The sequence below is a fragment of the Streptomyces sp. NPDC107521 genome, assembly GCF_055598485.1.
The window spans coordinates 103,742-127,361 of sequence record NZ_JBVKAT010000021.1 but is presented as its reverse complement, the minus strand read 5'-3'; the positions used below and the strand labels follow the sequence as shown (position 1 = coordinate 127,361).

Sequence of the window (23,620 nt, the reverse complement as noted above, 5' to 3'; positions counted from 1 at the left end):
ACCGGCACCACCGGCGGCACCACCACCGACACCACCCCGGCGACCACCGGCTCCTCCGGCGCGGCCTCCAGGATCACATGCGCGTTCGTACCGCTCACACCGAACGAGGAGACGCCGGCCCGGCGCGGCCGCTCACCGCCCGGCCACTCCACCGCCTCGGTCAGCAGCTCGATGTCACCGGCGGTCCAGTCGACGTGCGGGGACGGCTCGTCCACGTTGAGCGTCTGCGGCAGGACACCGTTCCGCATCGCCATGACCATCTTGATCACGCCCGCGACACCGGCCGCGGCGGAGGTGTGACCGATGTTCGACTTGATGGAGCCCAGCCGCAGCGGGCCGTTCACCCGCTCCTGCCCGTACGTCGCCAGCAGCGCCTGCGCCTCGATCGGGTCACCCAGCCGCGTCCCCGTGCCGTGCCCCTCAACGGCGTCCACGTCGGCGGCCGTCAGACCCGCGTTGGCGAGCGCCTGCCGGATCACCCGCTCCTGCGACGGACCGTTCGGCGCCGTCAGACCATTGCTCGCACCGTCCTGGTTCACCGCACTGCCCCGGATCACCGCCAGCACACGGTGACCGTTGCGGCGCGCGTCCGACAACCGCTCGACCACGAGCAGCCCCAGACCGTCCGAGAAACCGGTACCGTCCGCACCCGCCGCATACGACTTGCAGCGACCGTCCGGAGCAAGACCCCGCTGACGGCTGAACTCCTGCAACAGAAACGGACCCGACATCACCGTCACACCACCGACCAGGGCAAGCGAACACTCCCCCGACCGCAACGCCTGCGCCGCGAGATGCACCGCCACCAACGACGACGAACACGCCGTGTCCACCGTCACCGCCGGACCCTCGAACCCCAGGCTGTACGCCACCCGGCCCGACACCACACTCGACGTCGTCCCCGTCAGGCGCAGCCCCTCGGCGTCGGCGGGCATGGCCCCGGCGTACTCGGGGGAAGTGCCGTAGTCCATCGGCATGACACCGGCGAACACTCCGCTGTCGCTGCCGCGCAGCGCGGCCGGGTCGATCCCGGCGCTCTCCAGCGCCTCCCAGGCCGCCTCCAGCAGCAGCCGCTGCTGCGGGTCCATCGCCTTGGCCTCACGGGGGCTGATCCCGAAGAACCCGGCGTCGAAGTCGCCGACGCCCTCCAGGAAGCTGCCACCGCGCATGTAGATGGTGCCGGTGTGCTCGGGGTCCGGGTGGTAGAGCCGCTCCAGGTCCCAGCCCCGGTCGGTCGGCAGGCCGCCGACCGCGTCCCGGCCCTCGGCGACCAACCGCCAGAGATCCTGCGGACTCGCCACACCGCCCGGGTAGCGGCAGGCCATGCCGACGATCGCCAGCGGCTCGTCCGAGCCGGTGGTCCTCCCGGCGACCGGCGCCGCCGTCCGCTCCCGGCCCTCGATCTCGGACAGCAGCAGACGGGCCACGGCGCTGGTGGTCGGGTGGTCGAAGACGAGGGAGCCGGGGAGCCGCAGGCCGGTGACCTCCGTGAGCCGTTCGCTCAGCTCGACACCCGCGAGCGAGTCGAACCCGAGGTCCTTGAACGCCCGTTGCTCGTCGACCCGGTCTCCGGAGGAGTGTCCGAGGACACCGGCGACCTCGTCCCGCACCAGTTCCAGCACGGCGCGCTCACGTGCGCCGTCCTCGACTCCCGCCAGCCGCTCGGCCAGCGGCGAACCCGCGCCCGGACCCGCCGGCGCCTTCTGAGCCTCCGTCGCCCCGGCATCCCAGGACGGAGCCGGGCCGGCCGGCCGCTCCACGGCGCCTCCCCCGGGCGCCAGCCAGTAGCGCTCGCGCTGGAAGGCGTAGGTCGGCAGGTCGACGCGCCGGACACCGGTACCGGCGTAGAACGCAGCCCAGTCGACCGGAACACCGGCGCAGTGGGCCTGCCCCAGGAACGAGGCGAACGCCTCAACCTCCGAAGTACGCGCCCGCAGCGTCGGGACGAAGACCGCCCGGTCCTCGTCGAGGATCTGCCGGGCCATCGCCGTCAGCACGGCGTCCGGGCCCACCTCGACAAACCGGGTCACGCCCTCAGCGGCGAGGGTGGCGACGCCGTCCGCGAAACGGACCGCCTCACGGACATGGTTCACCCAGTAGGAAGGATCGGCCAGTTCCTCGGAGACCAGGCCACCGGTCAGGTTGGACACCACCGCGATCCGAGGCTGCTCGAAGGCCAGCCCCTCGGCCACGGCCCGGAACTCGTCGAGCATCGGCTCCATCAACGGCGAATGGAACGCATGACTCACCCGCAGACGCGTCGTCTTACGGTCCGCCCACACCGGCAGCCACTCGTCCAACGCCGCCAGCTCACCCGAAACCACAACAGCCAGCGGCCCATTCACCGCCGCGACAGACAGACGGCCCTCGAAGCCCTCCAGGGAGGCGAGAACCTCGGCCTCGGCCGCCCGGACGGCCACCATGCCGCCGCCCTCCGGCAGCGCACCCATCAACCGGCCACGAGCCGCCACCAGCCTCGCCGCATCCGCCAACGACAGAACACCCGCCACATGAGCACACGCCAGCTCACCCACCGAGTGACCCACCACCACATCCGGCGTCACACCCAGCGACTCCAGCAGACGGAACAACGCCACCTCGACCGCGAACAACGCGGCCTGAGTGAACTCCGTCCGATCCAGCAGCCCGGCCTCAGCCGAACCCTCCGCCGCGAACAACAACTCCCTCAGCGAACGACCCAGCAACGGATCGAGATGACCGCACACCTCGTCCAACGCCACCCCGAACACCGGATAGGCCACCGCAAGACCGGCACCCATCCCCGCACGCTGCGCACCCTGCCCCGTGAACAGGAAACCCGTCTTCCCACCGACAACCGCCCGCGCGGAAACCGAACCGTCCACCACCCGCTCAAGCGCGGCAACCAGCTCATCACGACCCGACGCCACCACCGCCGCCCGACGCTCGAACTGCGCCCGCGAGGTCACGCCCGAGAACGCCACGTCGGCCACGGTCAGTTCAGGCTGGGACAGCAGGCGCGCCCGCAGCCGCTCCGCCTGACCCGCCAACGCCTCCGGACTCTTCGCCGACACCACCACCGGCACCACCGCAGGGGGCTCCCCCGCAACGGCCTCCGCCACCGGCCCGGCAGCCGGGGCGGCGGTGAGGACCACGTGGCAGCAACTGCCGCCGATGCCCAGGGAGGTGACGCCCGCGGTGACCGCTCCTCCGCCCGTGGCGGGCCACGGCTCGTTCTCGGTGACGACGCGCAGGCCCAGCTCCCCCAGCGGTATACGGGGGTTGGGCCGGGAGAAGTGGAGGCTGGGGACGAGTTCGCGGCGGTCCACGCAGAGCGCGGCCTTGATCAGACCGGCGATGCCGGCGGCGCCCTCCAGGTGACCGATGTTGGTCTTGACCGAACCGACCGCGAGCGGCCCGGCGGTGTCCCGCGAGGCTCCGAAGACGGCGCCGAGGGCCTGTGCCTCGACGGGGTCGCCCACCCGGGTCCCGGTGCCGTGCAGTTCGACGTACTGCACCTGGGACGGGTCGGTCCCGGCGTTCGCCAGGGCCTCGGAGATGGTGCGGGCCTGGGTGTCGGCGCTCGGCACGGTCAGCCCGCCCTCACCGGAGCCGGTGCCGACGGCGCTGCCCCCGATGACGGCGTAGACGTGGTCGCCGTCCTCGACGGCGCGGGCCAGCGGCTTGAGGACGACGAGGCCGCCGCCCTCGCCGCGGACGTATCCGTTGGCCCGCTCGTCGAACACGTAGCCCGTGCCGTCCGGGGAGAGCGCGCCAGCCGAGTCGACGACCTCGCTGCTGAGCGGGGACACGTTGAGGTGGACGCCGCCCGCGAGGGCGATCTCGCTCTCGCCGCGGCGCAGGCTCTCGCACGCGAGGTGCACCGCGACCAGGGAGGAGGACTGGCCGGAGTCCACGGTCAGGCTCGGCCCGGACAGGCCCAGGCTGTAGGAGATCCGGTTGGCGACGATGGAGCGGCCCACGCCCGTCAGGGTGTGGCGGGTGACGCCCTCGGTCCCCGCCATGGCCACGAGGTCCGCGTAGTCGGACGCCATCACGCCGAGGAACACCCCGGCTCGCGGGGCGTCGGCGCCGGGAGCCGGGACGATGCCGGCGTCCTCCAGCCCCTCCCAGGCCAGCTCCAGGGCGAGCCGCTGCTGCGGATCGGCCTGCGCGGCCTCGCGCGGCGTCATCCCGAAGAACTCGGGATCGAACGCGTCCACGTCGTCGACGAATCCGCCCCGTTCGGGCCCGAACGGGCGGCCGACATCACGTGGCCGAATCGCGTCTATTCCCTCACTGAGCAGACCCCAGAGCCCTTCGCGGCCCACGGAACGCGGCATTCGAGCCGCGATTCCGACGATCGCGATCCGCTGAAGACATACCTCGGCCACGGCTTCCCCCGGTTATCCATGACAGCCCCCGTTGTCACATGCGAAAAGCCGGGAGATCAACTGCCTTAGGCGCCGCCCGAGCTCATGCGGTTGCAGACGCTAGCAGTCGAATTAGCCAGACCACCAACCATGTGACGTACATCACGCCCCATTGCCTTGAAGGCGCCATGCATACCCGCTAGTAGCTTGACCGGAAGGAATGCCTCGACCCTTTCCCCGCTGGTCAGGGCATTGCCTGTCGGCCATGCCCACGAAAGGAAGCGCACTTCACCCAAAGCGGGCACCGTACCCCAAGGAACACGCCCGCCGCACAGGAGAGGATGATGCCCGCATACGCCCACCCAATCGGACTTTTCGTCACCCCCTTCACGCCACGGAGAGGCACGATCAATGGATTTTCAGATTCCGGATTCCGGGCTTCCCCTCATCGACGAGCACCGGATCCTGGTCGCGGCACCGGTCCAGCAAACTTGGACATACCTCACTGAATGGGTCGTCGAGACCCGCCTCGGAGTCAGCCCCGGATTCGCCCGAATCGTGGGAACCAACCCGCTTCACACCACTGGAACACCGCCCGACCGGGGGTCCACATTCCCCGGTTTCGCCATCACGGAAAGCCTCCCGGGCACCCGGCTGACACTGACCGGCCGACACCACTTCTCCGCATATGAACTCAGCTTCGTCCTGTCCGAGCAGTCCGGCGGGACATCCCTCGGGGCGTGCTCGTACGGCATTTTCCCCGGATTGCCCGGTGCGGCCTATCGATTTCTGGTCATCAACGCCGGATTCCACCGCCACGCGGTGCGCCGTATGCTCCGGCAGATCTCCCGGAAAGCGGAGTGAGACCATCCGGCCCGAACGATCACAACCGAACAGGGGCATCCGAAAGAGAACAGACCTCCCCGCCCGCCCCGACCGCCTTCCTCACGGATACGCACAATGAACCGGACGGAGCACACGTACGACATCGCATCGATGTCTCAAAAGAGTTGGCCGAAAACAATCGAATAGCGACGAGCGGCGGACGGGAAGCGCGAATGACGCGGCCTCACAGGGCGCCGAGACCCCTCCGCCAAACCGCTCGGAGTCCAGCGCTCCCCCCTCTCGGACCAATCCGGTGAATTGTTCCGCGTCGGCCCCGGTTCACCCCCTGGGCACCGGAGGCCCCCCGCCCCACCTCTGATCCGCACCCCCGTCGGACTCCCGCACACCCGAGGGACGGCGGGAACCGCTGCCCTTGTGGTACCGGGGTGAACGGTGCCCGCTCCCCGCCCACCCCGGGACACCGGGGAGCCGGACGCCTTCCCGCTCCGGACGCACGAGCACAGGGTGCGGTCGACGCGGGCCCGACGCCGGACCACCCTCCACCGGCGGCGCTCCCCGTCGCGGCGCGCGCCGCCCCGACCGCCGGGACGGACGGACACGGCGCTCCCGGTGCTGCCGGGCGGTCTGGTGGCACTGCCACTTCCGGGCCGAGCGACCCCCGTCGCCCGCGCCGAGCCCGAACACCCCCGTCCGGAGTCGCCGTTGGAGCCCGGGTGGGTCGCCGGTTCGGAGATCACCCGTTGGGGTGGCACCGGCCGAGACGGACGCCGTGGAGCGCGGGCCGTCGCCCGGCCGATCGGCTCGGCCACCGGGCGGCTCGCGCAGCGCCATCAGCACCACCGCGCCGAGGAGGGGTGCTCCGTCACGGCGGGCATGCTCATGGGGATACGCCGCCACCCGGGGGCGGCCCATCGGGCGCGGGTCGAGTCCGGCCCGACGGCCGGCACTGCTGCGGCTCCGCGACCGCGTCGACCGCCCCACCCCACCCCCTCTCCCTCCTCCCTTCCCTCCACGGGCCCTCTCCCCCCCTTCCCGGATGCATTCCGGAACGCGTCGGCCGAGGCCGTGAAGGTCGACGGCACCCATGACGGCGACTGGTGGACCGTCCCGGTCACCGTCCGCACCGCTGGAGGGCTTCTCCTGACGATCCGTCGACCGGGGCGTCCGGAGGGACCGGCCGAGTTCGGACCCGGCTCGACCGTACGGATCGCGGTCGGCCCCGGTCCCACTCCCGGCCCCGCTCCCGGCGCGCGGGCCACCTGCGCGATCGCCCCCGCACGATCTGATCACCGACACCCTCCCGAGGAGGCGCCCGGGAAGGCTCACTCACCACGGGCTCCGGGCAGGGCACCGCCGTCCGCCGCACCCCGTGAGGATCACCGGCTTCCGGCCCCTCCGACTCGCCCCCTTCCGCCCCCTTTCCCCCCAGTCCGATTGGTCTGTACCTTTGCTCAATAAATAAGCCGACCGGCGATAATTCCCCCCTTTCGTTAATACCACCGAGCACCCCCGAGCCCCGCTCACCTCCCGTTCTCCGCGACGCACACACCGTCACGGACATCCGGAATGCGGATGCCGGTCACCGGCCTACCGCCAAGTATTCCGCGCGCGGCTTTTCAAGCCCCACGCATGGCCTTATGCTCAGCGGCGGAGATTGACGTCTTTCCGGCTCCGCCTGCCCACTGACGGGAATTTCGACTTGACCGCGTACAGGCAATTAGGCGGACGCTCGGGCGGCTGACCCGGCCGGCCCGCCCCTCCGCCACCCGGCCCGGGGCACCCACGCCTGACCGTGATCCGCCGTCCCCGCGACGCCCGCACCTCGCGATCCCGGCCGCCCCAGCGGACGGAGCGGGACGTCACCGCAGGTCAACGATGGGTGACAGCGATCGGAGCACCGCACCCCGCGGCGGGCCCATCGACCGGGCGACCGGCCGGGCACTCTCCGTCACCGAGGGGCCGACGCGCCACGGACCCCCGCGCCCCACCCTCTCCGCCCTCCTCCGACCCCTCGCCGGGGCCCGGGCACCGCCTCCGGAGCGGTCGGCTCCGGGCGACGGGGAGGCGTTTTCCGTTTCCGCATCGGGCACCGGAACCTTCAATTTCGAACTAATTTCGGGACGTGTATGCTCTGCCTCGCCCGGCCGCCGCGAAAAGTTCCGGCCATTCCTTCGCGCTGCTCCGCCGAGCCGTTTTCCGGACCGAGAACGAATACCGGAACACGAGAAATAATATTGCAGGAGGTCTGCCTAAATGCCCCAGCACGAGAGCCTGGTGGCCCTGCTGCGCGAGCGGGCCGCCGAGCACGGCGACCGGCCCGCGGTCGGGTTCAGCACCGATCCGGCCGACCCCGCCGCGTACGAGGAGACGACCTACGGGGGGCTGGACGAGACCGCCCGCCGCACGGCCGCCCTGCTCCAGCGCGCGGGAGTGGCCGAGGGCGACCGGGTGCTGCTGCTCCATCCGCCGGGCCTCGGCTTCCCAGGGGGTTTCACCGGCTGCCTCTACGCCGGGGTGATCGCCGTGCCCGCCCCGATGCCCGACGGCTACCGGCGTCAGCGGGACCGGCTGGCCAGAATCGCCCGCGACGCCCGGGTGAGCGCGGTGCTCACCGACTCCGCGACGGCCGGGGCGGTCACCGACTGGGCCCGGGAGTGCGGTCTGGCGGACCTTCCCGTGCTGACCGTGGACGGCGGCTCCCCGCCGCCCGCCGAGGAGTGGCGCGAGCCGCGGATCGGACCGCGCACCGTCGCCTTCCTCCAGTACACCTCCGGGTCGACCAGCGACCCGAAGGGCGTGGTCGTCGACCACGGCAACGTCCTCGCCAACGCCGAGGCGTTCTGCGGCACGGTCGACGTCCGGCAGGAGACGCGCTGGGGCGGCTGGCTGCCGATGTACCACGACTTCGGGCTGATCGGGCTCCTGATCACACCACTGACGCTGGGCAGCACCATCGTGCTGATGTCCCCGGCGACCTTCCTCAAACGCCCGCACCTGTGGCTGCGGTTGATGGACGCCTACGACCTCCAGGTGTCCCCGGCCCCGGACTTCGCCTACGACCTGTGCACCCAGCGGATCACCGACGCCCAGCTCGCGGGCATCGACCTGTCCCGGTGGACCCACGCGATGAACGGCTCCGAGCCGGTCCGCGCCCGGACCCTGACCGCCTTCGCGGAGCGCTTCGCCGCCGCCGGCCTCGACGCCGGCGCCCCGACGCCCGGCTACGGCATGGCGGAGGCCACCCTGTGCGTCTCCGGATCGCGCTCCCACCTGCCGCCCGTGATCACCGAGGTCGACGCCGAGGCCCTGGCCAAGGACGAGTTCCGCCCCGTCGGCCCCGACACACCTTCCGACACGGTCCGTTCGCTGGTCAGCAGCGGCCGCCTCTGCCCCGGCGTGGAGGTCTTGGCGGTGGACCCCGACGACGGCCGGGTGCTGCCGGAGGGGACCGTCGGCGAACTCTGGGTGCGGGGTCCGAGCGTGGCCCGGGGCTACTGGGAGGACGAGGAGCGGACCGCGCTGGCCTTCGGCGCCGTCACAGCCGACGGCGACGGGGGCTGGCTACGCACCGGGGACCGGGGGCTGCTGGCCGACGGCGAGCTGTACGTCACCGGACGGATCAAGGAACTCCTGATCCTCAACGGCCGCAACCTCTACCCGCACGATCTGGAGGCCGCCGTCCGCGCCACCCATCCGGCGCTGGAGCGCACCGCCACCGCCGTGTTCACCGTGCCGTCCGCCGGGGACCAGCTGACGGTGGTGCAGGAGGCCCGCCCGGCCCAGCTCGGCGCCACCACCCCGGAGGAGCTGATCGCCCGGATCGTCCGGGAGCTGGGCGGCGGGTTCGGTGTCGCGGTGCCCAGTGTCGTCCTGGTGCGGCCGGGTGACGTGCAGCGGACCACCAGTGGCAAGATCCAGCGCGGTCTGACCCGGGAGCTGCTGCTCGACGGCGAACTGCGGGTGCTGCACCAGCGGGTGAGCCCCGCGCTGGAGCGGGCCCGCGCCGCGCGCGCCGGAGCCGGGGAGGCCCGGTGAGCGCGCTGACCGTCGCCGGGCTGGAGCGGGCGCTCGGGGACCCGTCCGACCCCGGGACACCCTTCTCGTACGCCCGTTGCGCGGAGCTCGACCGGGCCGAGGAGTTCCCCGAGGCGATCTGCGCCGAGCTGGACCGGCTCGGCCTGCCCCGGCACTACGTACCCGAGGAGTTCGGCGGCGCGCTCACCGGCCTGGAGGAACTGGCCGGCCTGATCCGGGTCGTCGCCGGGCGCGACCTCACGGTGGCGATCGGGCACGCCAAGAGCTATCTCGGCGCGGCCTGCGTCTGGACCGCCGGGAGCCCGGAGCAGGCCCGTGCCCTGGCCGCACGGCTGATCGCCGGGGCTCCGGTCTCCTGGGGGCTGACCGAGCGGGCCCACGGCAGCGATCTGATGGCCACCGAGGTGACGGCCGAGCCCCACCCCTCGGGCGGCTACCGGCTCACCGGCGAGAAGTGGCTGATCAACAACGCCACGCGGGGCGAGCTGATCTGCGTGCTGGCCCGCACCGACCCGGCGGGCGGTCCGCGCGCCCACAGCCTCTTCCTGGTCGACAAGCGGCGGCTGGAGCCGGGCCGGTACCGCCTGCTGCCCAAGCAGCGCACCCACGGCATCCGGGGCGCCGACATCAGCGGCATCGCCTTCGACGGGGCGCGGATACCGGACGACGCCCTCGTCGGCGAGGCCGGGCGCGGTGCCGAGACGGTGCTGAGGACGCTCCAGCTCACCCGCACCGTCTGCACCGCGCTCTCGCTGGGCGCCGCCGACCACGCGCTGCGCCAGGCGGTCGCCTTCACCTCGGGCCGCGAGCTGTACGGCAGCCGTCTGATCCGCTTCCCGCACGTGCGGCGCACCCTCGGCCGGGCCCATGCCACGCTGCTGGCCTGCGAGGCGGTGAGCCTGGTCGCGAACCGCTCGGCCGGTGCCCTGCCCGGGGAGCAGAGCGTCGCCTCCAGCGTGGTGAAGTCCTTGGTGCCGGAGCGGGTGGACGCGCTCGTCGCGGACTGCGGTGAGCTCCTCGGCGGCCGGGCCTTCCTGACCGGACTGTACGAGCACGGCTCCTTCCAGAAGCTGGCCCGGGACCACCGGGTGGTGGGCATCTTCGACGGGAACCAGGCGGTCAACCGCAACGCGCTGGTCAACCAGTTCCCGGTGCTGGCCCGCCGCTACCGGGAAGGCCGGGTGGACGCGGCCGGGCTGGCGCGGGCGGTCGGCCCCGGCCCGGCAGCGCCGCCGACCGACCCCGGGCGGCTGGAGCTGGTCTCCCGGGGCGGTTCGAGCCTCGTGCAGAGCGTGCCGTCCGCCGTCGCCGCGCTGCGCGAGCAGCCGGGGACCGATCCCCGGCTGCTCGCCCTGGCCGGGCGGCTGGCCGCGCGCTGCGACGCGCTCCACGGTGAGCTGGCCGCGCTGCGGCCCTCGCCCGTCGCCTCCGTACGGGCCTTCGGGCTGGCCGAGGAGTACGAGGAGTGCTTCGCCGGGGCCGCCGTGCTGCACCTGTGGCTGGCGGGCGGCGGCGCCCCGGCCCGGCCGGAGCTGTGGCGGGACGGGCTCTGGGCCAGGGCCGCGCTCGCGGTGCTCCTGGCCGGGGCATCCCCGGAGCGGGACGGCGGGGCGGAGGGCGACAACGCCGAGTTCGACGCCCTGTTCGACACGCTGGAGGCGGTGGGCGCCACCGCCCCGCCGGAGCCGGCGCGGACCGGAGGGGAGACCCGGTGAACGGGACGACGGCGGCGGCCGCACGCACCGGGGCGGAGGAGCTGGAACGGCGCTTCGGGGACCCCTGGGACCCGGCCAACCCGGTCGGTCACGCCGCGACCGTCGCGGCGGACGAGCGGGACGAGGTGGTGGCCGACGCCGAGCGTCTGCTCGACTCCTACGGGCTGGGTGCCGAGTTCGTCCCCGTCGGGCTGGGCGGCCGCCTCGACCGGCTGGACCGGCTGGTCGAGGTGATGCGCGCGGTGTTCCGGCGCGATCCGGCGCTCGGTCTCGGGTACGGGGCGTCCTCGTTCATCGCGGCGGTCAACGTCTGGTCCTCGGGCAGTGAGGAGCAGCGGCGGCGCCTGGCCGGGCTCCTGCTGGACGGCGGCCGGGTGGCCACCCTCTACCACGAGCTGGAGCACGGGAACGACCTGGCCGGGGCGGAGTTCGCGGCCCGGCCCCGGGCGGACGGCACCCTGCGGCTGCACGGCCGCAAGGAGGTGGTCAGCAACGTCGAGCGGGCCGAGGCGATGGTGATCTTCTCCCGGACCTCGGACCGTCCCGGTTCCCGCAGCCACTCGCAGCTGCTGGTGGAGAAGAAGGACCTGCCGGCCGACCGCTTCCGGTACCGTCCGCGCTTCCCCAGCGCGGGGATGCGCGGGGTGCTGCTCGGCGGCATCGAGTTCGACGACTGCCCGGTCGGCCCGGAGGCCGTGGTGGGGCGGCTCGGGCAGGGGGTGGAGAGCGCGTTCCGCTCGTTCCAGATCACCCGGAGCGTGCTGCCCGCGATGGCCACCACGATCCTGGACACGGGGCTGCGGACCACCCTGCGCTTCGTCCGCTCCCGGCGGCTCTACGGCGGGCACGCGAGCGATCTGCCGCTGGTCCGCCAGACCCTCGCCGAGGCGTTCACCGATCTGCTGGTGTGCGACGCCGTGTCCACCACCGGGGCCCGCGCGGTGCATCTCCTGCCCGGTGCGACCGCCCTGTACTCGTCCGCCGTGAAGTTCCTGGTGTCCAAGCGGCTGATGGACGCCATGGACCGGCTCTCGGTGGTGCTCGGCGCCCACTTCTACCTGCGTGAGGGCGAGTTCGCCGTCTTCCAGAAGCAGTTGCGGGATCTCCAGGTGGTCGGCTTCGGGCATGCCGCCCGGGTCGCCTGTCTGGCCTCGGTGCTGCCCCAGCTGCCGGGCGCGGCGCGCCGGGCGGCCGGGACGGGGGCGACGCCCGCGCTGCTGTCGCGGATCGGGGCGCCGCTGCCGCCGCTGGACTTCGGCCGGATCACCCTCGCGGCCACCGGGCCGGACGAGCTGGCCGCCGTGCCCGCGCGGATGGCCGGGGAACTGGCCGGGGACGCGGAGTGCCGCGAACTGGGGCGTCTGGCGGGGCTGTTCGCCGCGGAGGCGGAACGCGTACGGGCCGACGCGCTGGCGCTGGCCCCCCGGGACCTGGCGGTCGGCGGCCCGGCCGACGCGCTGGAGGTCCCCGCCCGCTACGCGGCGGTGCTGGCCGCCGCCTGCTGCCTGACCACCTGGCGGGACAACCGCGAGGGCGGCGACCCGTTCCTGGCCGACCCGCTGTGGGCCGAGGCCGCCCTCACCCGGCTGCTCGGCCGGACCGGCCGCGGCGGGCGGCTCCCGCCGGGGCGGGCCGAGCCCATGTTCCGCGCCCTGCTCGCCCGGGACGACGCCCGGCGCGGCTTCGACCTCGCCGGGCGGCACCTGCCCGGCTGACCCGCCCGCTCCCCCGTACGCCCCACCGGACCACGATCCTGGAGAACGCCTTGCCCGCCACCGACCGCCACACCGAACTGCGGGAGTGGATAGCCCACCGGGTCGCCTCCTACCTGGAGTGCGCCCCGGAGGAGATCGACCCCGGGATCCCGCTCAGCGACTACGGGCTGGGCTCCGTCTACGCCTTCGTGCTCTGCGGCGACCTGGAGGACCACCTCGGCTTCCCCATCGACCCCACGGTCGTCTGGGACTACCAGAGCGTCGAGGAGCTGTCGGCCCATCTGGCCGGTGTGGCCGCGGAGCACCGCGCGGACCCGCCCCGGGGCACGCCGTGACCGCGCTGCGGGCCGTGTCGGCCCACCTCCCCTCCCAAAGCGTGCCGGTGGCCGACCTCCAGGAGGAACTGGACCTCTCCGACGACCAGCTCCGGGTGATGCGCCGGGTGTTCGGGCTCTCACAGGTGCTGCGCGAGCCCGAGGGCACGGTGGCCGACCTGATGCTCGCCACCGCCCGGGGAATGGCGGCCCTGCGGGGGCGCGAGCATCTGGTGCGCTATGTCGTCCAGGCCCGCACCATGCCGGCCGTGGCGCCCTACCCGGTCAATCCGCTGCACGAGGTGCGCGACGCGCTCGGCCTGGGCCACGCCCAGGTGTTCAGCGTCTTCCAGCACGCCTGCGCCTCCGGTCTGCTCGCGGTGGACCTGTGCGGCAAGCTGCTGGCCTCCGACGGTGACCCGGACGCGCTGGCCCTCGTGCTGACCGGGGAGAAGACCTTCACCCCGGCCGCGCGGACGGTGCCCGGCACCGCCGTCAACGGCGAGGCGTCGGCCGCGGTCCTGGTCGGTGTCGGCGGGGACCGCGACCGGGTGCTCGGCTACGCGACCCGCACCCACGGACGGTTCAACGCCGCCCTCTCGCTGACCCCCGAGGTGGCCGCGCAGTTCCAGCAGGCGTACCCCGCCGCCCTGGCCGAGGTGCTGCTCGCCGCCGCCGAGCGGGCCGGGACGGCCCTCGGCGACCTGGCGCTGATCCTGCCGCACAACGTCAACCGGGTCTCCTGGGTGCGGCTCTGCCGGGACCTCGGCGTCCCGCTGGACAAGGTGCTGCTGGACAACGTGCCCGTCACCGGGCACTGCTTCTGCGCGGATCCCTTCCTCAACTACCGCACCGCCGCCGACCGGGGACTGCTGCGCTCCGGCGACCGCTATCTGATGGCGGCGGTCGGCCTCGGCGCGACCTTCTCCGCCATGGTGCTCGAACACTGACCACCGGACCCGGCGGCACCGGCCACCGGACCCGACAGAAAGGAGCGGTCACCGCGATGCAGGACTTCATGGGCCGGCTGCGGACGGCGCTCACCGGCTCGCCCGACACCCCGCTCGTCCTCCTCGGCAACTTCGAGGTGGAGGACGAATGGGCCCGCGGCGAGCCCGGGCTGCCGCGGGTCGCCTTCACCGGGGGCAGCGCGGTCGTCCACCGCATGGACGAGTTCACGCTGCTGCTGGCCGGCAAGGGGGACCATGTCGTCCTCAAGGCGGCGCCCGACCCGGAACACCTGGGCTATCTGGAGGAACTGGGCCTGGACCTGCCCCGGGTGCACACCGTCTCCGGCGGCGACCCCCGGCAGACCGTCACCCGGGACGCCCTCGCGGACCCCGCCCTCCAGGAGGCGCTGCGCGCGCTCGGGCCCGGCGCCCGGATCGTCCCGCACGGCACCTCCGTCCTGGAGGAGGAGCTGTCCGCCCTGACCGGACTGCCCCTGGGCGGCCCGCCCGCCGCCCTCTGCAAGGCCGTCAACAGCAAGATCTACAGCCGGGGGGCGGCCGACGCCGCCGGGCTGCGCCAGGCCCCCGGCTGGACCTGCGGGAACCTCACCGAACTCGACGCCGCCCTCGACCGGGCCCGTGCCCTGCTGCGGTCCGGCCGGCGGGCCGTCGTCAAGGACGCCTTCGGCGTGTCCGGCAAGGGCATCAGCGTCCTCGACGACGAGCGCCGGCTCGACACGCTCCGGCGGATGATCGCCCGGCGCGCGGAGCGCTCCGGCGACGACCGGGTGGTGCTGGTGGTGGAGGAGTGGGTCGACAAGGCCGCCGACCTCAACTACCAGTTCACCGTGGGCCGGGACGGCTCGGTCCACTTCGACTTCGTCAAGGAGGCGATCACCGAGGGCGGCGTGCACAAGGGGCACCGCTTCCCGGCACGGCTGACCCCGCTCCAGCACGACGCCGTGCGGCACGCCGCCGAGGCACTGGGCGAACGGCTGGCCGCGGACGGGTACTTCGGCGTCGTCGGCGTCGACGCGATGACCGACCCGGGGGGCGGCGTCTACCCGGTCGTCGAGATCAACGCCCGGCACAACATGTCGACGTACCAGTCGCGGCTGCAGGAGGCATTCATCGGCCCCGGGCTGCACGCGCTGGCGCGGCACTACCCGGTCCGGCTGCGGACGCCGCTCGGCTTCGGGCGGCTGCGCGGCCTGCTGGGCGACCTGCTGTTCACCGGTTCCGGCGGCGGACTGCTGATCAACAACTTCGCGACCGTCAACGCGGCCGCCACCGGGGACGGCACCTCCTACGAGGGCAGGCTCCACGGCCTGCTGATCGGGGACTCCCCCCGGTTCCTGGACACCATCGACGAAGCGATCACGGCCCGGCTGGCCGCGCTCAGGGAAGAGGACGGTCATGACGGGTGAGTTCCGGATCCAGGGGCTGGGCGTCGGCCGGCTCGCCGAGGAGTACGGCACTCCGCTGTACCTGTACGACGGCGCGGTGCTGCGCGCGCAGTTCGACGGGCTGCGCTCGCGGCTGCACCCGGCGCTGGAGATGTTCCTCTCGCTGAAGGCCAACCCGAACGTCTCGGTCTGCGCCCTGCTCCGCTCGCTGGGCGCGCGGGCCGAGGTCTCCTCCATGGCCGAGCTGGTGACCGCGCTGCGGGCCGGGGTCCCGGCGCACGACATCATCTTCCTCGGTCCCGGCAAGAGCCGCGAGGAGATCGACGCCTGCCTCGCCGAGGGCGTCCTCGCCATCGTGGTGGAGTCCTTCGGCGAGCTGGAACTGGTCGACGCACTGGCGGCGGCACGGGGCGTGGTGGCGCCGGTGGCCCTGCGGGTCAACCCGACCTTCTCGGTCAAGGGCTCCGGTCTCACCATGGGCGGCAAGCCCCGCCAGTTCGGCATCGACGAGGAGCAGTTGCTCGCCGCCGGGGACCTGGCCGAACGGCACCCCCACGTACGGCTGATGGGGGTGCACGCCTATCTGGGCACCCGCATCCTGAGCGAGGACGTCATCGTCGAGAACTCGGCCCGCGTCCTCGACCTCGCGGAACGGGTCTCGGCCCGGCTGGGCTTCGCCCTCGAACTCGTCGACATCGGCGGGGGCCTGGGCGTCGGGTACTTCGAGAAGGAACGGGACCTGGACCCGGAGGTGCTGACCCGGGGTCTCAACCCCCTGGTCGAGAGCTTCACCCGGGCCCACCCGGGCACCCGGCTGCTGCTGGAGCTGGGCCGCTACCTGACCGCCCCGGCCGGCACCTACGTGGTCCGGGTCCGCTACGTGAAGACCTCGATGGGCGAGAACTTCGCCGTCGCCGACGGGGGAACCAACCACCACATGGCGGCCGTCGGCATCGGCTCCTTCGTCAAGCGCAACTTCCCGATGCGGCTCCTCAACCGCCTCGACGAGCCCGCCGACCAGCCGTGGGTGGTCACCGGTCCGCTCTGCACCCCCAACGACACCATCGGCAAGAACGTCATGCTGCCGCCCGTCCGGGTCGGCGACCTCATCGGCGTCGACCGCTCCGGTGCCTACGGGCCCACCGCCTCGCCGGTCTTCTTCCTGAGCCACGGCTACCCGGCGGAGGTCCTCGTGGACGGCGGCCGGGCCCATCTGGTCCGCGACCGCGACACCACCGACGACCTGCTGGGCCGCCAGCACCGCTACGACCCCCCGGCCGCCGAGGCCGGGACCCGCACCGAAGGGAACTGACCACCATGTCCGACCTCACCCGCGCCACCGTCGTCACCCGCATCAACGAGTCGCTCGGCCAGGTCCTCAAGCGCGACCTGGAGCCCGGCGACGACTCGCCCCGCCTCTTCGACGACCTCGGCCTGGACTCCACCAGCGTGCTGGAACTGCTGATGCGGCTGGAGGACGAACTGGGGATCGAGTTCGACACCGACTCGCTGGAGCAGCACCACTTCGACACCGTAGGCACCCTCGCCGACTACGTGATCGAGCAGGCCTGACCCATGTACCTGAGCGCCGCGGCCACCCTGGCCGCAGCCCCCGGGCCGGGCCCGGTCCGCCTGCCCCTGCGGGTGCGGGGGATCACGGCCCGGCGCTTCGGGCCCGGCCGGCGGTTCGTCCGCGGGGGCCCGGTCCCCTGGCTGGAGCACTACTTCGCCGACCTGTCCGAGATCCACGGCGTGGGGCTGCGCCCCGGTTTCCTGGACGGCACGACCCGCAACAGCTACGCCGAGATGGCCGCCGAAGTGGTGGGCACCCTAGGCCCGTTCGACGGCCCGGTCGACCTGCTGGCCACCGCCCACGCCGTCGAGGACTCCGACATGGAACGCTCGCCGACCGGCTACGTCTGCGAGCTGCTCCCGGGCGACCCGCTGCCGGTCGGGGTGAGCGACCAGGGCTCCGCGGCCCCGTTCACCGCACTGCGGCTGACCGGCGAGTACATCCGCTCCGGCGGCCCCGGCCGGGCGGTCCTGATCGCCCTCGACCAGTCCAGCCGCCCGTACACGGCACCCGTGCCGCCGGAGCGGGCGGCCACCGCCGACTGCGCGGTGGGGCTGCTGCTCACCGCCGACGAGGAGGCCGACACCCGCCTCGCCCAGTGGACCGGCGTACGACCGGAGGCGGTGGCGGGACTGCTGGCGGGGGCCCTCGCCGCGGAACCGGCCCCCGGGGTGCTGCTCGCCGGGGCCGGTGTGGACCCGGGCCGGGACCTCCCCGGTGCCGCCGGGGGCGCCGGGCGGCTGGTCACCACCGCCCGGGGACTGCCCTGCACCGGGGTGTGGGAGGAGCTCGCCCGTCTGGTGCCCGCCCCGGGCGGCGCGCCCGAGCGCGTGACCCTCGTCGAGTACGAGCGGGCGCTCGGCCACCTCTGCCTGTGCTCGGTGACCCTGCGTCCGCGAGAAGAGGAGACCGGCCGATGACCGCCGTCCGAGAGGAACCCGGCGACACGATCCGCCGTACCGCGCGCGAGCACGGGCTGGTGGCGGCGCTGACCGCGCTCCAGGCCGGGGTGGCGCCCGACGCGCTCCCGCTGGGCCCGGCGGGCCACGCCCTGCTGCCGGCGGGCCCCGCCGGGAGCGCGCGGGAGGTGCTGCGCGGCGGGCGCGCCGCCCCGCGCGACCGGGCCGCCGAGTCCGCGCCGCGGACCGTGCGGCTGCACGGCGAGGTGCTCGTCGCGCTGCGCCATCCGCTGCCACCCGGCCCGGACGAGCCGTGCGACCGATGGGTGCTGGGCCTGGCCCGGCTGCGGCTCGGCCTGTCCGAGGCCCTGCTCGACGACTGCGTCGAGTACCTGTCCGCCCGCACCTTCGGGGGCAGTCCGCTGCTGGTGCGGCAACTGGTCGGGGACGGCCTCGCCGAGGCCTTGACCGAACACCTTGAACTGCGTGGGCTGCTCGGCCCCGGGGCCCGGTTCACGGCCGGGGAGCTGACCGCCCTGCACCGCGCCGTGACCCGCGCCGACCGCGTCCTGCTGCGGCTGCTCGGCGGCCACGGCTTCCGGGCCGACGGCCCCGGCCAGAGCGCCCACGTCTCCGAACTGCTCGCGGACGTCTACGCCGCGGCCCCGGCCGGTAACGAGGTTGCCCCGTGACCCTGCTCGACGAACGGCTCCGCACCCTCAGGCACACCGCGCGGGAGTGGGCCGAGCAGATCCGCCCGCTGGCGCTCCCGCTGGAGGAGGACCCCGAGCGCGTCCGCGACCACCTGGACCTGCCGCTGTTCTCCTACCTGTCCCGCACCCCCGTCCCCCGCGAGTACCAGCCCGACCCGATCAGGGTCGACGGGGAGGCGTACTACGGCACCGGCGGGCTGGAGCGGGTGGTGTTCTGCGAGGAGATCGCCGCCGTCGACGCGGGGATGCTGCTGGCGGCGCCCGGCCCGTCGCTCTCCGGTGTCCTGGTCGCCCTGCTCGGGGACCGGGAGCAGCAGTCCTGGTTCTACGGGCGGCTGATGGAGCGTCCGTCGTGGACCTTCCTCGCCCTCACGGAGCCCGACCGGGGATCCGACGCGGCCTCGCTCACCACCGCCCTCACTCCCGGGGAGGAGGACGGTCCGCTGCTGCTCAACGGCGCCAAGCGGTTCATCGGCAACGCGGCGCGCAGCGACTTCGGCGTGGTCTTCGCCCGGACCCGGCCCGGCCCGCTCGGTGTGGTGGCGGCGCTCGTCGAGACCGGCCGGCCGGGCTTCGAGGCGGTGCCGTTCGAGACGGTCGGGCTGCGCGGCAACCAGATCTGCGAGGTCCGCCTCACCGATGTCGAGGTGCCCGCCGAGCGGGTCCTCGGCCGCCATCTGTCCCCCACCCGGCGCGGGCTGATGGGCGCCGTCCAGGGCTTCAACCGGCTGCGCCCCGGGGTCGCCGCCCTCGCCCTGGGCATCGCCCGCGGCGCGTACGAGTACGTCGTGGCGAACCGGCGGGCACCGCGCGCGCACGAGGCGGCGGCGCTGGAGCGCATGGCGCTGCGGATCGAGGGGGTGCGGCGGCTGGTGTACCGGGCCGGCGCGGCCGTCGACCTGGACGACCCGGGGCTGGGCGCCCTGGCCTCGGCCGCGAAGGCACGGGCCGCCCAACTGGCCGAGGAGGTCACCCTGGAGGCCCTGGAGTACTTCGGTCCCGGGGCCCGCCTGGAGCATCCGCTGCTGGACAAGTTCGCCCGGGACGCGCGCGGGGTGGAGTTCATGGAGGGCACCCGCAACATCCAGCGGCTCAACCTGTTCCAGGGGCTGTCCCAGGGGAAGATCGACCGTGACTGACCCGGCGGGGGCGGCCCGGGGCCCGGCCCGGTCCGTGCTGCGGATCGCCGTGCCGATGCTCCCCGCCGACGTCGTCGCCGTCCTCGTCCCCCTCGCCGTGCTCGCGCTCATGGGCCGGATGGACGGGGACGCGCACTACGTGCGGGCGCTGTTCATGCCGGTGCAGTTCCTGTTCCTCGCGCTCACGGCGGGCACCGGCGCGGGCAACCAGGTGGCCGCCGCCGTCGCGCACGGTGCCGGGGACCTCCGGGCGGCCGGGGCGGCGCTGCGCGCCAACGCCCGGCTGGCGGCTGGCGCGGGGGCGGCGTTCAGCGTGCTGCTGATCGTCCTGGCCCCGCTGCTGGGCGAGTTGATGGGCGTCTCCGGCGCCGCGCGGGACGACTTCACGGCGTTCCTGCGGGCCATCGCCCCGGCCTCGGCTCTGCTGCTGGGACCGGCGCTGACGGCGACCACCCTGCGCGGCTGCGGTCTCGCCCGGCAGGCGGCGGCGGTGACCCTGCTGGCGGCGCTGACGGAGGTCGGCGGGGTCGCGCTGCTCGGGATGGGCGCGGGTCTCGGGATCGACGGGGTGGCGCCGGCCGTCGCGCTGTCGGGGCTGGCCGGGACGGCGCTCGGCTGGGTGCTGCTGCGCCGGGCCGGGCTGCTCGGCCCGGCGGCCGGACGGCCGGGGCCGGTGCCCGTGCGGGCCGCGGCCCGGCGGCTGCTGGCCGTCGGCGTCCCGGTCGGCGCCTCCTACCTGGTGATCTGCGCCTCCAACCTGGCGCTGATGCGGATCCTGGCCCCGTTCGGCCCGTCGGTGCAGTCCGGCTACGCCAACGCGGCGACGCTGCAGACGCTGCTGATCATGCCGGGGCTGGTGCTCGGCTCGGCCACCGCCATCGTGCTGAACGGCCATCGCGGCGCGGGCCGCAGCCGGTCGCTGGGCCCCGCGCTGCACGCCGGGCTGCGCATCACGGCCGGGGCGTACACGGTGCTCGCCGCGGTCTCCTACGCCGGGCGGGACCAGTTCGCCGGGCTGATGTCCGCCGATCCTCGGATCGCCGCCGAGACCTCCCTCTACCTGGGCACGGTGGGGCTCAGTTATCTGCTGATGGGCCTGGTGCTGGCCGCGCTGACGGTCCTGGAACAGGTCGGCGGCGGGCCCGCGGCGCTGGCCATGAACGCCGTGTACTTCGTGGGCGCGGTGAGCGTCGGCGGGTGGCTGGCCGCCTCGTCGGGGCCCGTCGCCCTCTACCGGACCATCGCGGCCTTCAACGGGCTCGGGGTGGCGGCGGTGGTGGCGACCGTGCTGTTCGTCCGCCGGGTCGCCGCCCGGGAGGGGGCCGCCCCGGACGGGGACGCCCCCGGCGGGGTGGCGGCGGCCGGTGCGGCGGTCCCGGACCGGGGTCCCGTCGCCGGGGGTGGTACGGCGGGCCCCTGACCCGGCCCGGGGCGGCGGGCGCCCGGACACCCGGCCGGTGACGGCCGCCCCGCCACCCCCGCGCACGCTCCACGGGGCCACCGGCCGCGCCCCCGCGCGGCCCCTCCCGTACGACCCGCACCGCACACGGCACCCATGGCCCGCGCACCGGGCGGCGCACCCGATCCGCGTGCCCGCCCGATCCGCCCGCCCGCACGAGACCCACGGCCCGCACGGCCCACGGGTCCCCGGACCCGCACGACCGCGCGACGCACACCCGCACGACTCGCACCGAACGACCCGCACAGGGGGATGAGATGACGCACCCGACACCCGATCCCGTGAGGCACCGGATCGCCTTCCGCGGCGAACGCGCCGCCACCGGCCCGGCCACCTGGGGCCAGCGGCACATCTGGCGGGACATCGTGGCCATGCTGCCCGACACCGCGTTCTTCAACGTCGCCCAGGTGACCTTCGTCCCGCCGGGCGTCGGTCTCCCCGGCGTACTGGAGCAGTTGGCCGAACTGGTCGCCCGCCACGAGTCGCTGCGCACCCTGGCGGTGCCCGGAGCGGACGGGGCGCTGGAGCAACGGGTCCTCGCCGAGGGCGCATTCGATGCCGACGTTCTCGAACTGACCGGCGCCGAGCACGGCGCGGAGCTCCGCGTGCACTTCACCGAGGCCGCGCGGCGGCTGGAGTCCCGGGGCTTCGACACCACCGCCGACGTGCCCTTCCGCGCCCTGGTCGGCGTGCTGGACGGGGCGCCGCAGGCCGTCGTCCTGTGCCTGTCCCACTTCGCGGCCGACCTGACCGGAGTCCGGCTGCTGATCGCGGAGCTGGACGCGCTGCTGACCGCCCTCGCCGCGGGCACCGCCCCGCCGCCCCGTTCCCCGGCCCGCGAACCCCTGGAGCAGGCGGAGTTCGAGAACTCACCGGCGGGCCTCCGCATGGAGGAGAAGGCGCTCCGCCACTGGAGCACCCAGCTCGACCGGGCCCCGGCGGACAACTTCCCCCGGCCGCCCGGCGATCCGGAGGAGCCGCGGTTCTGGCGCGGCGAACTGGTGTCGCGGGCGGTGCCGGAGGCCCTGCGGGCCGCCGCCGCGCGGCACCGCTCGACCGTCCCGAACGTGCTGCTGGCCGCCACCGCGACGCTGCTGGCCCGCGGCGAGGGCCTGGACGCCTGCGGACTGAGGCTGGTGACCGCCAACCGCTTCCGGCCGGAACTCCACCACGCGGTGGGCAACCTGGCGCAGGAGGTGTTCGTGGCGGTCGACGTGTCCGGGGACTCCTTCGCGGACGCCCTGCGCAGTGTGTGGTCCGCCACTCTCGGGGCCCACCGCAACGGGCAGTTCCGTCCCGAACGGGCCCGCGCCCTGACCGGGGAGGCGGGGGTGGCCGTGGACTGCCTGGTGAACGACCTCTGGTCGACGACCCGGGACGACGACGACCGCCCCGTCCTCACCGCCGCCGCACTCGCGGAGGCGGCCCGGGAGTCGGAGTTCCGCTGGGCGGACCGCCTGGAGCAGGACGAAGTGGCGTTCTTCCTGGAGACGTTCGACGTCTTCGGCGATCCCGGGCTCATCCGGATCACCCTGCTCGGCGACACCTCCCGGATGCCGCCCGCCAGGATCGAGGGATTCCTGCGCGGTCTGGAACGAGTGCTGCTCGCCCTGGCCGCGGGGGAGGTGGCCCCGGCGGACTTCCCGGCCGTGGCGGGGCTCGGCGTCCCGGGTCCTTCGCCCCGGTGAGCGGGGCCGCCGCGTCCGTGGAGGTCTGGCGGTTCCCGCTGGACCTCCCCGCTCCCGAGGTGGAGCGGCTGGCCGGGCTGCTCGACGCCCGGGAGCGGGAGCGGCGGGCCGGGCTGCGCGACCCGGGGCACCGGCGGCGCTTCACCGTCTCCCACGCCCGCACCCGGCTGGTGCTGGGGGAACGGCTCGGTGTCCCTCCCGCGCTGGTGCGGCTGCGCTTCGGCCCGCACGGCAAGCCCTTCCCGGACGGCGGGACCGGGGCCGGGCGCTGGCACTTCAGCCTCTCCCACTCCGGTGACCTGGCAGTCCTCGCCCTGTGCGAGGGACGGGAGGTCGGGGTGGACGTCGAGGAGGTCCGCCCGGAGCGGGACGCCGTCCGGTTCGCCGCCCGCTGGTTCCCGCCGGACGAGAGCGCCTGGGTGGCCGGGGGCGAGGAGCCGGACCGGGTGCGCAGGTGCCTGCGGCTGTGGACCCGCAAGGAGGCGTGCGTGAAGGCGGCCGGGGGCCGGCTCGTGCGGGGCCTGGGGCTGGCGGTGGGCACCGGGCCCCGGCCCCGGGTGGTCCACGGGCCGCCCGGGTTGCCCGGCACCTGGACGGTGGCGGACCTGCCCGCCGGACCCGCCCATGTGGGAGCGGTCGCGCTGTGCGACGCCCGGCCGTTCCGGGTACGGGACCGCACGGCCGCCGGGAGCGCCGCCCCGGGCCGGGGCTGACCGGCTCCCCGGCCACTGGCAGGTGCCGGCGAGCCGGGTGGTGGTGCGGGCCCCGCGCCACCACCCGGCGGTGCGGGCCCCCGCCGTCCGGCGGGCCCCCGGG

The 23,620-nt window shown here is 74.2% G+C and carries 16 protein-coding genes; 15 read left to right on the top strand and 1 reads right to left on the bottom strand.

Features of this window, described 5'->3' with window-relative positions; translation table 11 throughout:
- The coding region (locus ACZ7LB_RS26495; RefSeq protein WP_471471723.1) for a beta-ketoacyl synthase N-terminal-like domain-containing protein at window positions 1–4,322 on the bottom strand (4,322 nt) is incomplete at its 3' end.
- Between the two features lie 441 nt (window positions 4,323–4,763).
- Here ACZ7LB_RS26495 and ACZ7LB_RS26490 point away from each other — a divergent pair.
- The 15 genes from ACZ7LB_RS26490 (at window position 4,764) to ACZ7LB_RS26420 (ending at window position 23,517) form a co-directional block, all read left to right on the top strand.
- Window positions 4,764–5,216 carry a hypothetical protein gene (locus ACZ7LB_RS26490; RefSeq protein WP_471471722.1) on the top strand — a complete coding sequence of 151 codons (453 nt, stop codon included), beginning with the start codon at window positions 4,764–4,766 and terminating at the stop codon, window positions 5,214–5,216.
- A 2,235-nt stretch (window positions 5,217–7,451) separates the two neighbouring features.
- The gene (locus ACZ7LB_RS26485; RefSeq protein WP_471471721.1) at window positions 7,452–9,233 is read left to right on the top strand and encodes a fatty acyl-AMP ligase; all 1,782 of its coding nucleotides are present in this window, start codon (window positions 7,452–7,454) and stop codon (window positions 9,231–9,233) included.
- Complete coding sequence (locus tag ACZ7LB_RS26480; protein ID WP_471471720.1) at window positions 9,230–10,948, top strand: acyl-CoA dehydrogenase family protein; 1,719 nt, start codon at window positions 9,230–9,232, stop codon at window positions 10,946–10,948. Before ACZ7LB_RS26485 ends, ACZ7LB_RS26480 begins: the two co-directional genes overlap by 4 nt.
- Window positions 10,945–12,663, top strand: coding sequence for an acyl-CoA dehydrogenase family protein (locus tag ACZ7LB_RS26475; RefSeq protein ID WP_471471719.1), 1,719 nt, complete (start codon window positions 10,945–10,947; stop codon window positions 12,661–12,663). Before ACZ7LB_RS26480 ends, ACZ7LB_RS26475 begins: the two co-directional genes overlap by 4 nt.
- Before the next feature lie 50 nt (window positions 12,664–12,713).
- Entirely contained in the window at window positions 12,714–12,998 is a 285-nt protein-coding gene (locus ACZ7LB_RS26470) for an acyl carrier protein (RefSeq protein ID WP_471471718.1), read from the top strand.
- On the top strand, window positions 12,995–13,927 hold the full coding sequence (locus ACZ7LB_RS26465) for a 3-oxoacyl-[acyl-carrier-protein] synthase III C-terminal domain-containing protein (protein WP_471471717.1): 933 nt from the start codon (window positions 12,995–12,997) through the stop codon (window positions 13,925–13,927). Before ACZ7LB_RS26470 ends, ACZ7LB_RS26465 begins: the two co-directional genes overlap by 4 nt.
- A gap of 56 nt (window positions 13,928–13,983) precedes the next feature.
- The gene (locus ACZ7LB_RS26460) at window positions 13,984–15,354 is read left to right on the top strand and encodes a preATP grasp domain-containing protein (protein WP_471471716.1); all 1,371 of its coding nucleotides are present in this window, start codon (window positions 13,984–13,986) and stop codon (window positions 15,352–15,354) included.
- Window positions 15,344–16,645 carry a type III PLP-dependent enzyme gene (locus ACZ7LB_RS26455; RefSeq protein ID WP_471471715.1) on the top strand — a complete coding sequence of 434 codons (1,302 nt, stop codon included), beginning with the start codon at window positions 15,344–15,346 and terminating at the stop codon, window positions 16,643–16,645. Before ACZ7LB_RS26460 ends, ACZ7LB_RS26455 begins: the two co-directional genes overlap by 11 nt.
- Window positions 16,646–16,650: 5 nt before the next feature.
- Window positions 16,651–16,905, top strand: a complete 255-nt coding sequence (locus ACZ7LB_RS26450) for an acyl carrier protein (protein WP_414930665.1) — start codon at window positions 16,651–16,653, stop codon at window positions 16,903–16,905.
- 3 nt (window positions 16,906–16,908) lie between these two features.
- On the top strand, window positions 16,909–17,826 hold the full coding sequence (locus ACZ7LB_RS26445) for a hypothetical protein (protein ID WP_471471714.1): 918 nt from the start codon (window positions 16,909–16,911) through the stop codon (window positions 17,824–17,826).
- Entirely contained in the window at window positions 17,823–18,497 is a 675-nt protein-coding gene (locus ACZ7LB_RS26440; RefSeq protein ID WP_471471713.1) for a hypothetical protein, read from the top strand. Before ACZ7LB_RS26445 ends, ACZ7LB_RS26440 begins: the two co-directional genes overlap by 4 nt.
- Window positions 18,494–19,657 carry an acyl-CoA dehydrogenase family protein gene (locus tag ACZ7LB_RS26435; RefSeq protein ID WP_471471712.1) on the top strand — a complete coding sequence of 388 codons (1,164 nt, stop codon included), beginning with the start codon at window positions 18,494–18,496 and terminating at the stop codon, window positions 19,655–19,657. Before ACZ7LB_RS26440 ends, ACZ7LB_RS26435 begins: the two co-directional genes overlap by 4 nt.
- On the top strand, window positions 19,650–21,077 hold the full coding sequence (locus tag ACZ7LB_RS26430; protein ID WP_471471711.1) for an MATE family efflux transporter: 1,428 nt from the start codon (window positions 19,650–19,652) through the stop codon (window positions 21,075–21,077). Before ACZ7LB_RS26435 ends, ACZ7LB_RS26430 begins: the two co-directional genes overlap by 8 nt.
- 296 nt (window positions 21,078–21,373) lie before the next feature.
- The gene (locus ACZ7LB_RS26425) at window positions 21,374–22,804 is read left to right on the top strand and encodes a condensation domain-containing protein (RefSeq protein WP_471471710.1); all 1,431 of its coding nucleotides are present in this window, start codon (window positions 21,374–21,376) and stop codon (window positions 22,802–22,804) included.
- Window positions 22,801–23,517, top strand: a complete 717-nt coding sequence (locus ACZ7LB_RS26420) for a 4'-phosphopantetheinyl transferase family protein (RefSeq protein WP_471471709.1) — start codon at window positions 22,801–22,803, stop codon at window positions 23,515–23,517. The genes ACZ7LB_RS26425 and ACZ7LB_RS26420 overlap by 4 nt, the downstream gene beginning before the upstream one ends.
- Window positions 23,518–23,620 lie beyond the last annotated feature (103 nt).

Coding starts and splice junctions, on each gene's coding strand:
- ACZ7LB_RS26450 (WP_414930665.1), top strand. CDS start 16,651: ATGTCCGACCTCACCCGCGCCACCGTCGTCACCCGCATCAACGAGTCG.
- ACZ7LB_RS26425 (WP_471471710.1), top strand. CDS start 21,374: ATGACGCACCCGACACCCGATCCCGTGAGGCACCGGATCGCCTTCCGC.
- ACZ7LB_RS26440 (WP_471471713.1), top strand. CDS start 17,823: ATGACCGCCGTCCGAGAGGAACCCGGCGACACGATCCGCCGTACCGCG.
- ACZ7LB_RS26445 (WP_471471714.1), top strand. CDS start 16,909: ATGTACCTGAGCGCCGCGGCCACCCTGGCCGCAGCCCCCGGGCCGGGC.
- ACZ7LB_RS26490 (WP_471471722.1), top strand. CDS start 4,764: ATGGATTTTCAGATTCCGGATTCCGGGCTTCCCCTCATCGACGAGCAC.
- ACZ7LB_RS26460 (WP_471471716.1), top strand. CDS start 13,984: ATGCAGGACTTCATGGGCCGGCTGCGGACGGCGCTCACCGGCTCGCCC.
- ACZ7LB_RS26455 (WP_471471715.1), top strand. CDS start 15,344: ATGACGGGTGAGTTCCGGATCCAGGGGCTGGGCGTCGGCCGGCTCGCC.
- ACZ7LB_RS26485 (WP_471471721.1), top strand. CDS start 7,452: ATGCCCCAGCACGAGAGCCTGGTGGCCCTGCTGCGCGAGCGGGCCGCC.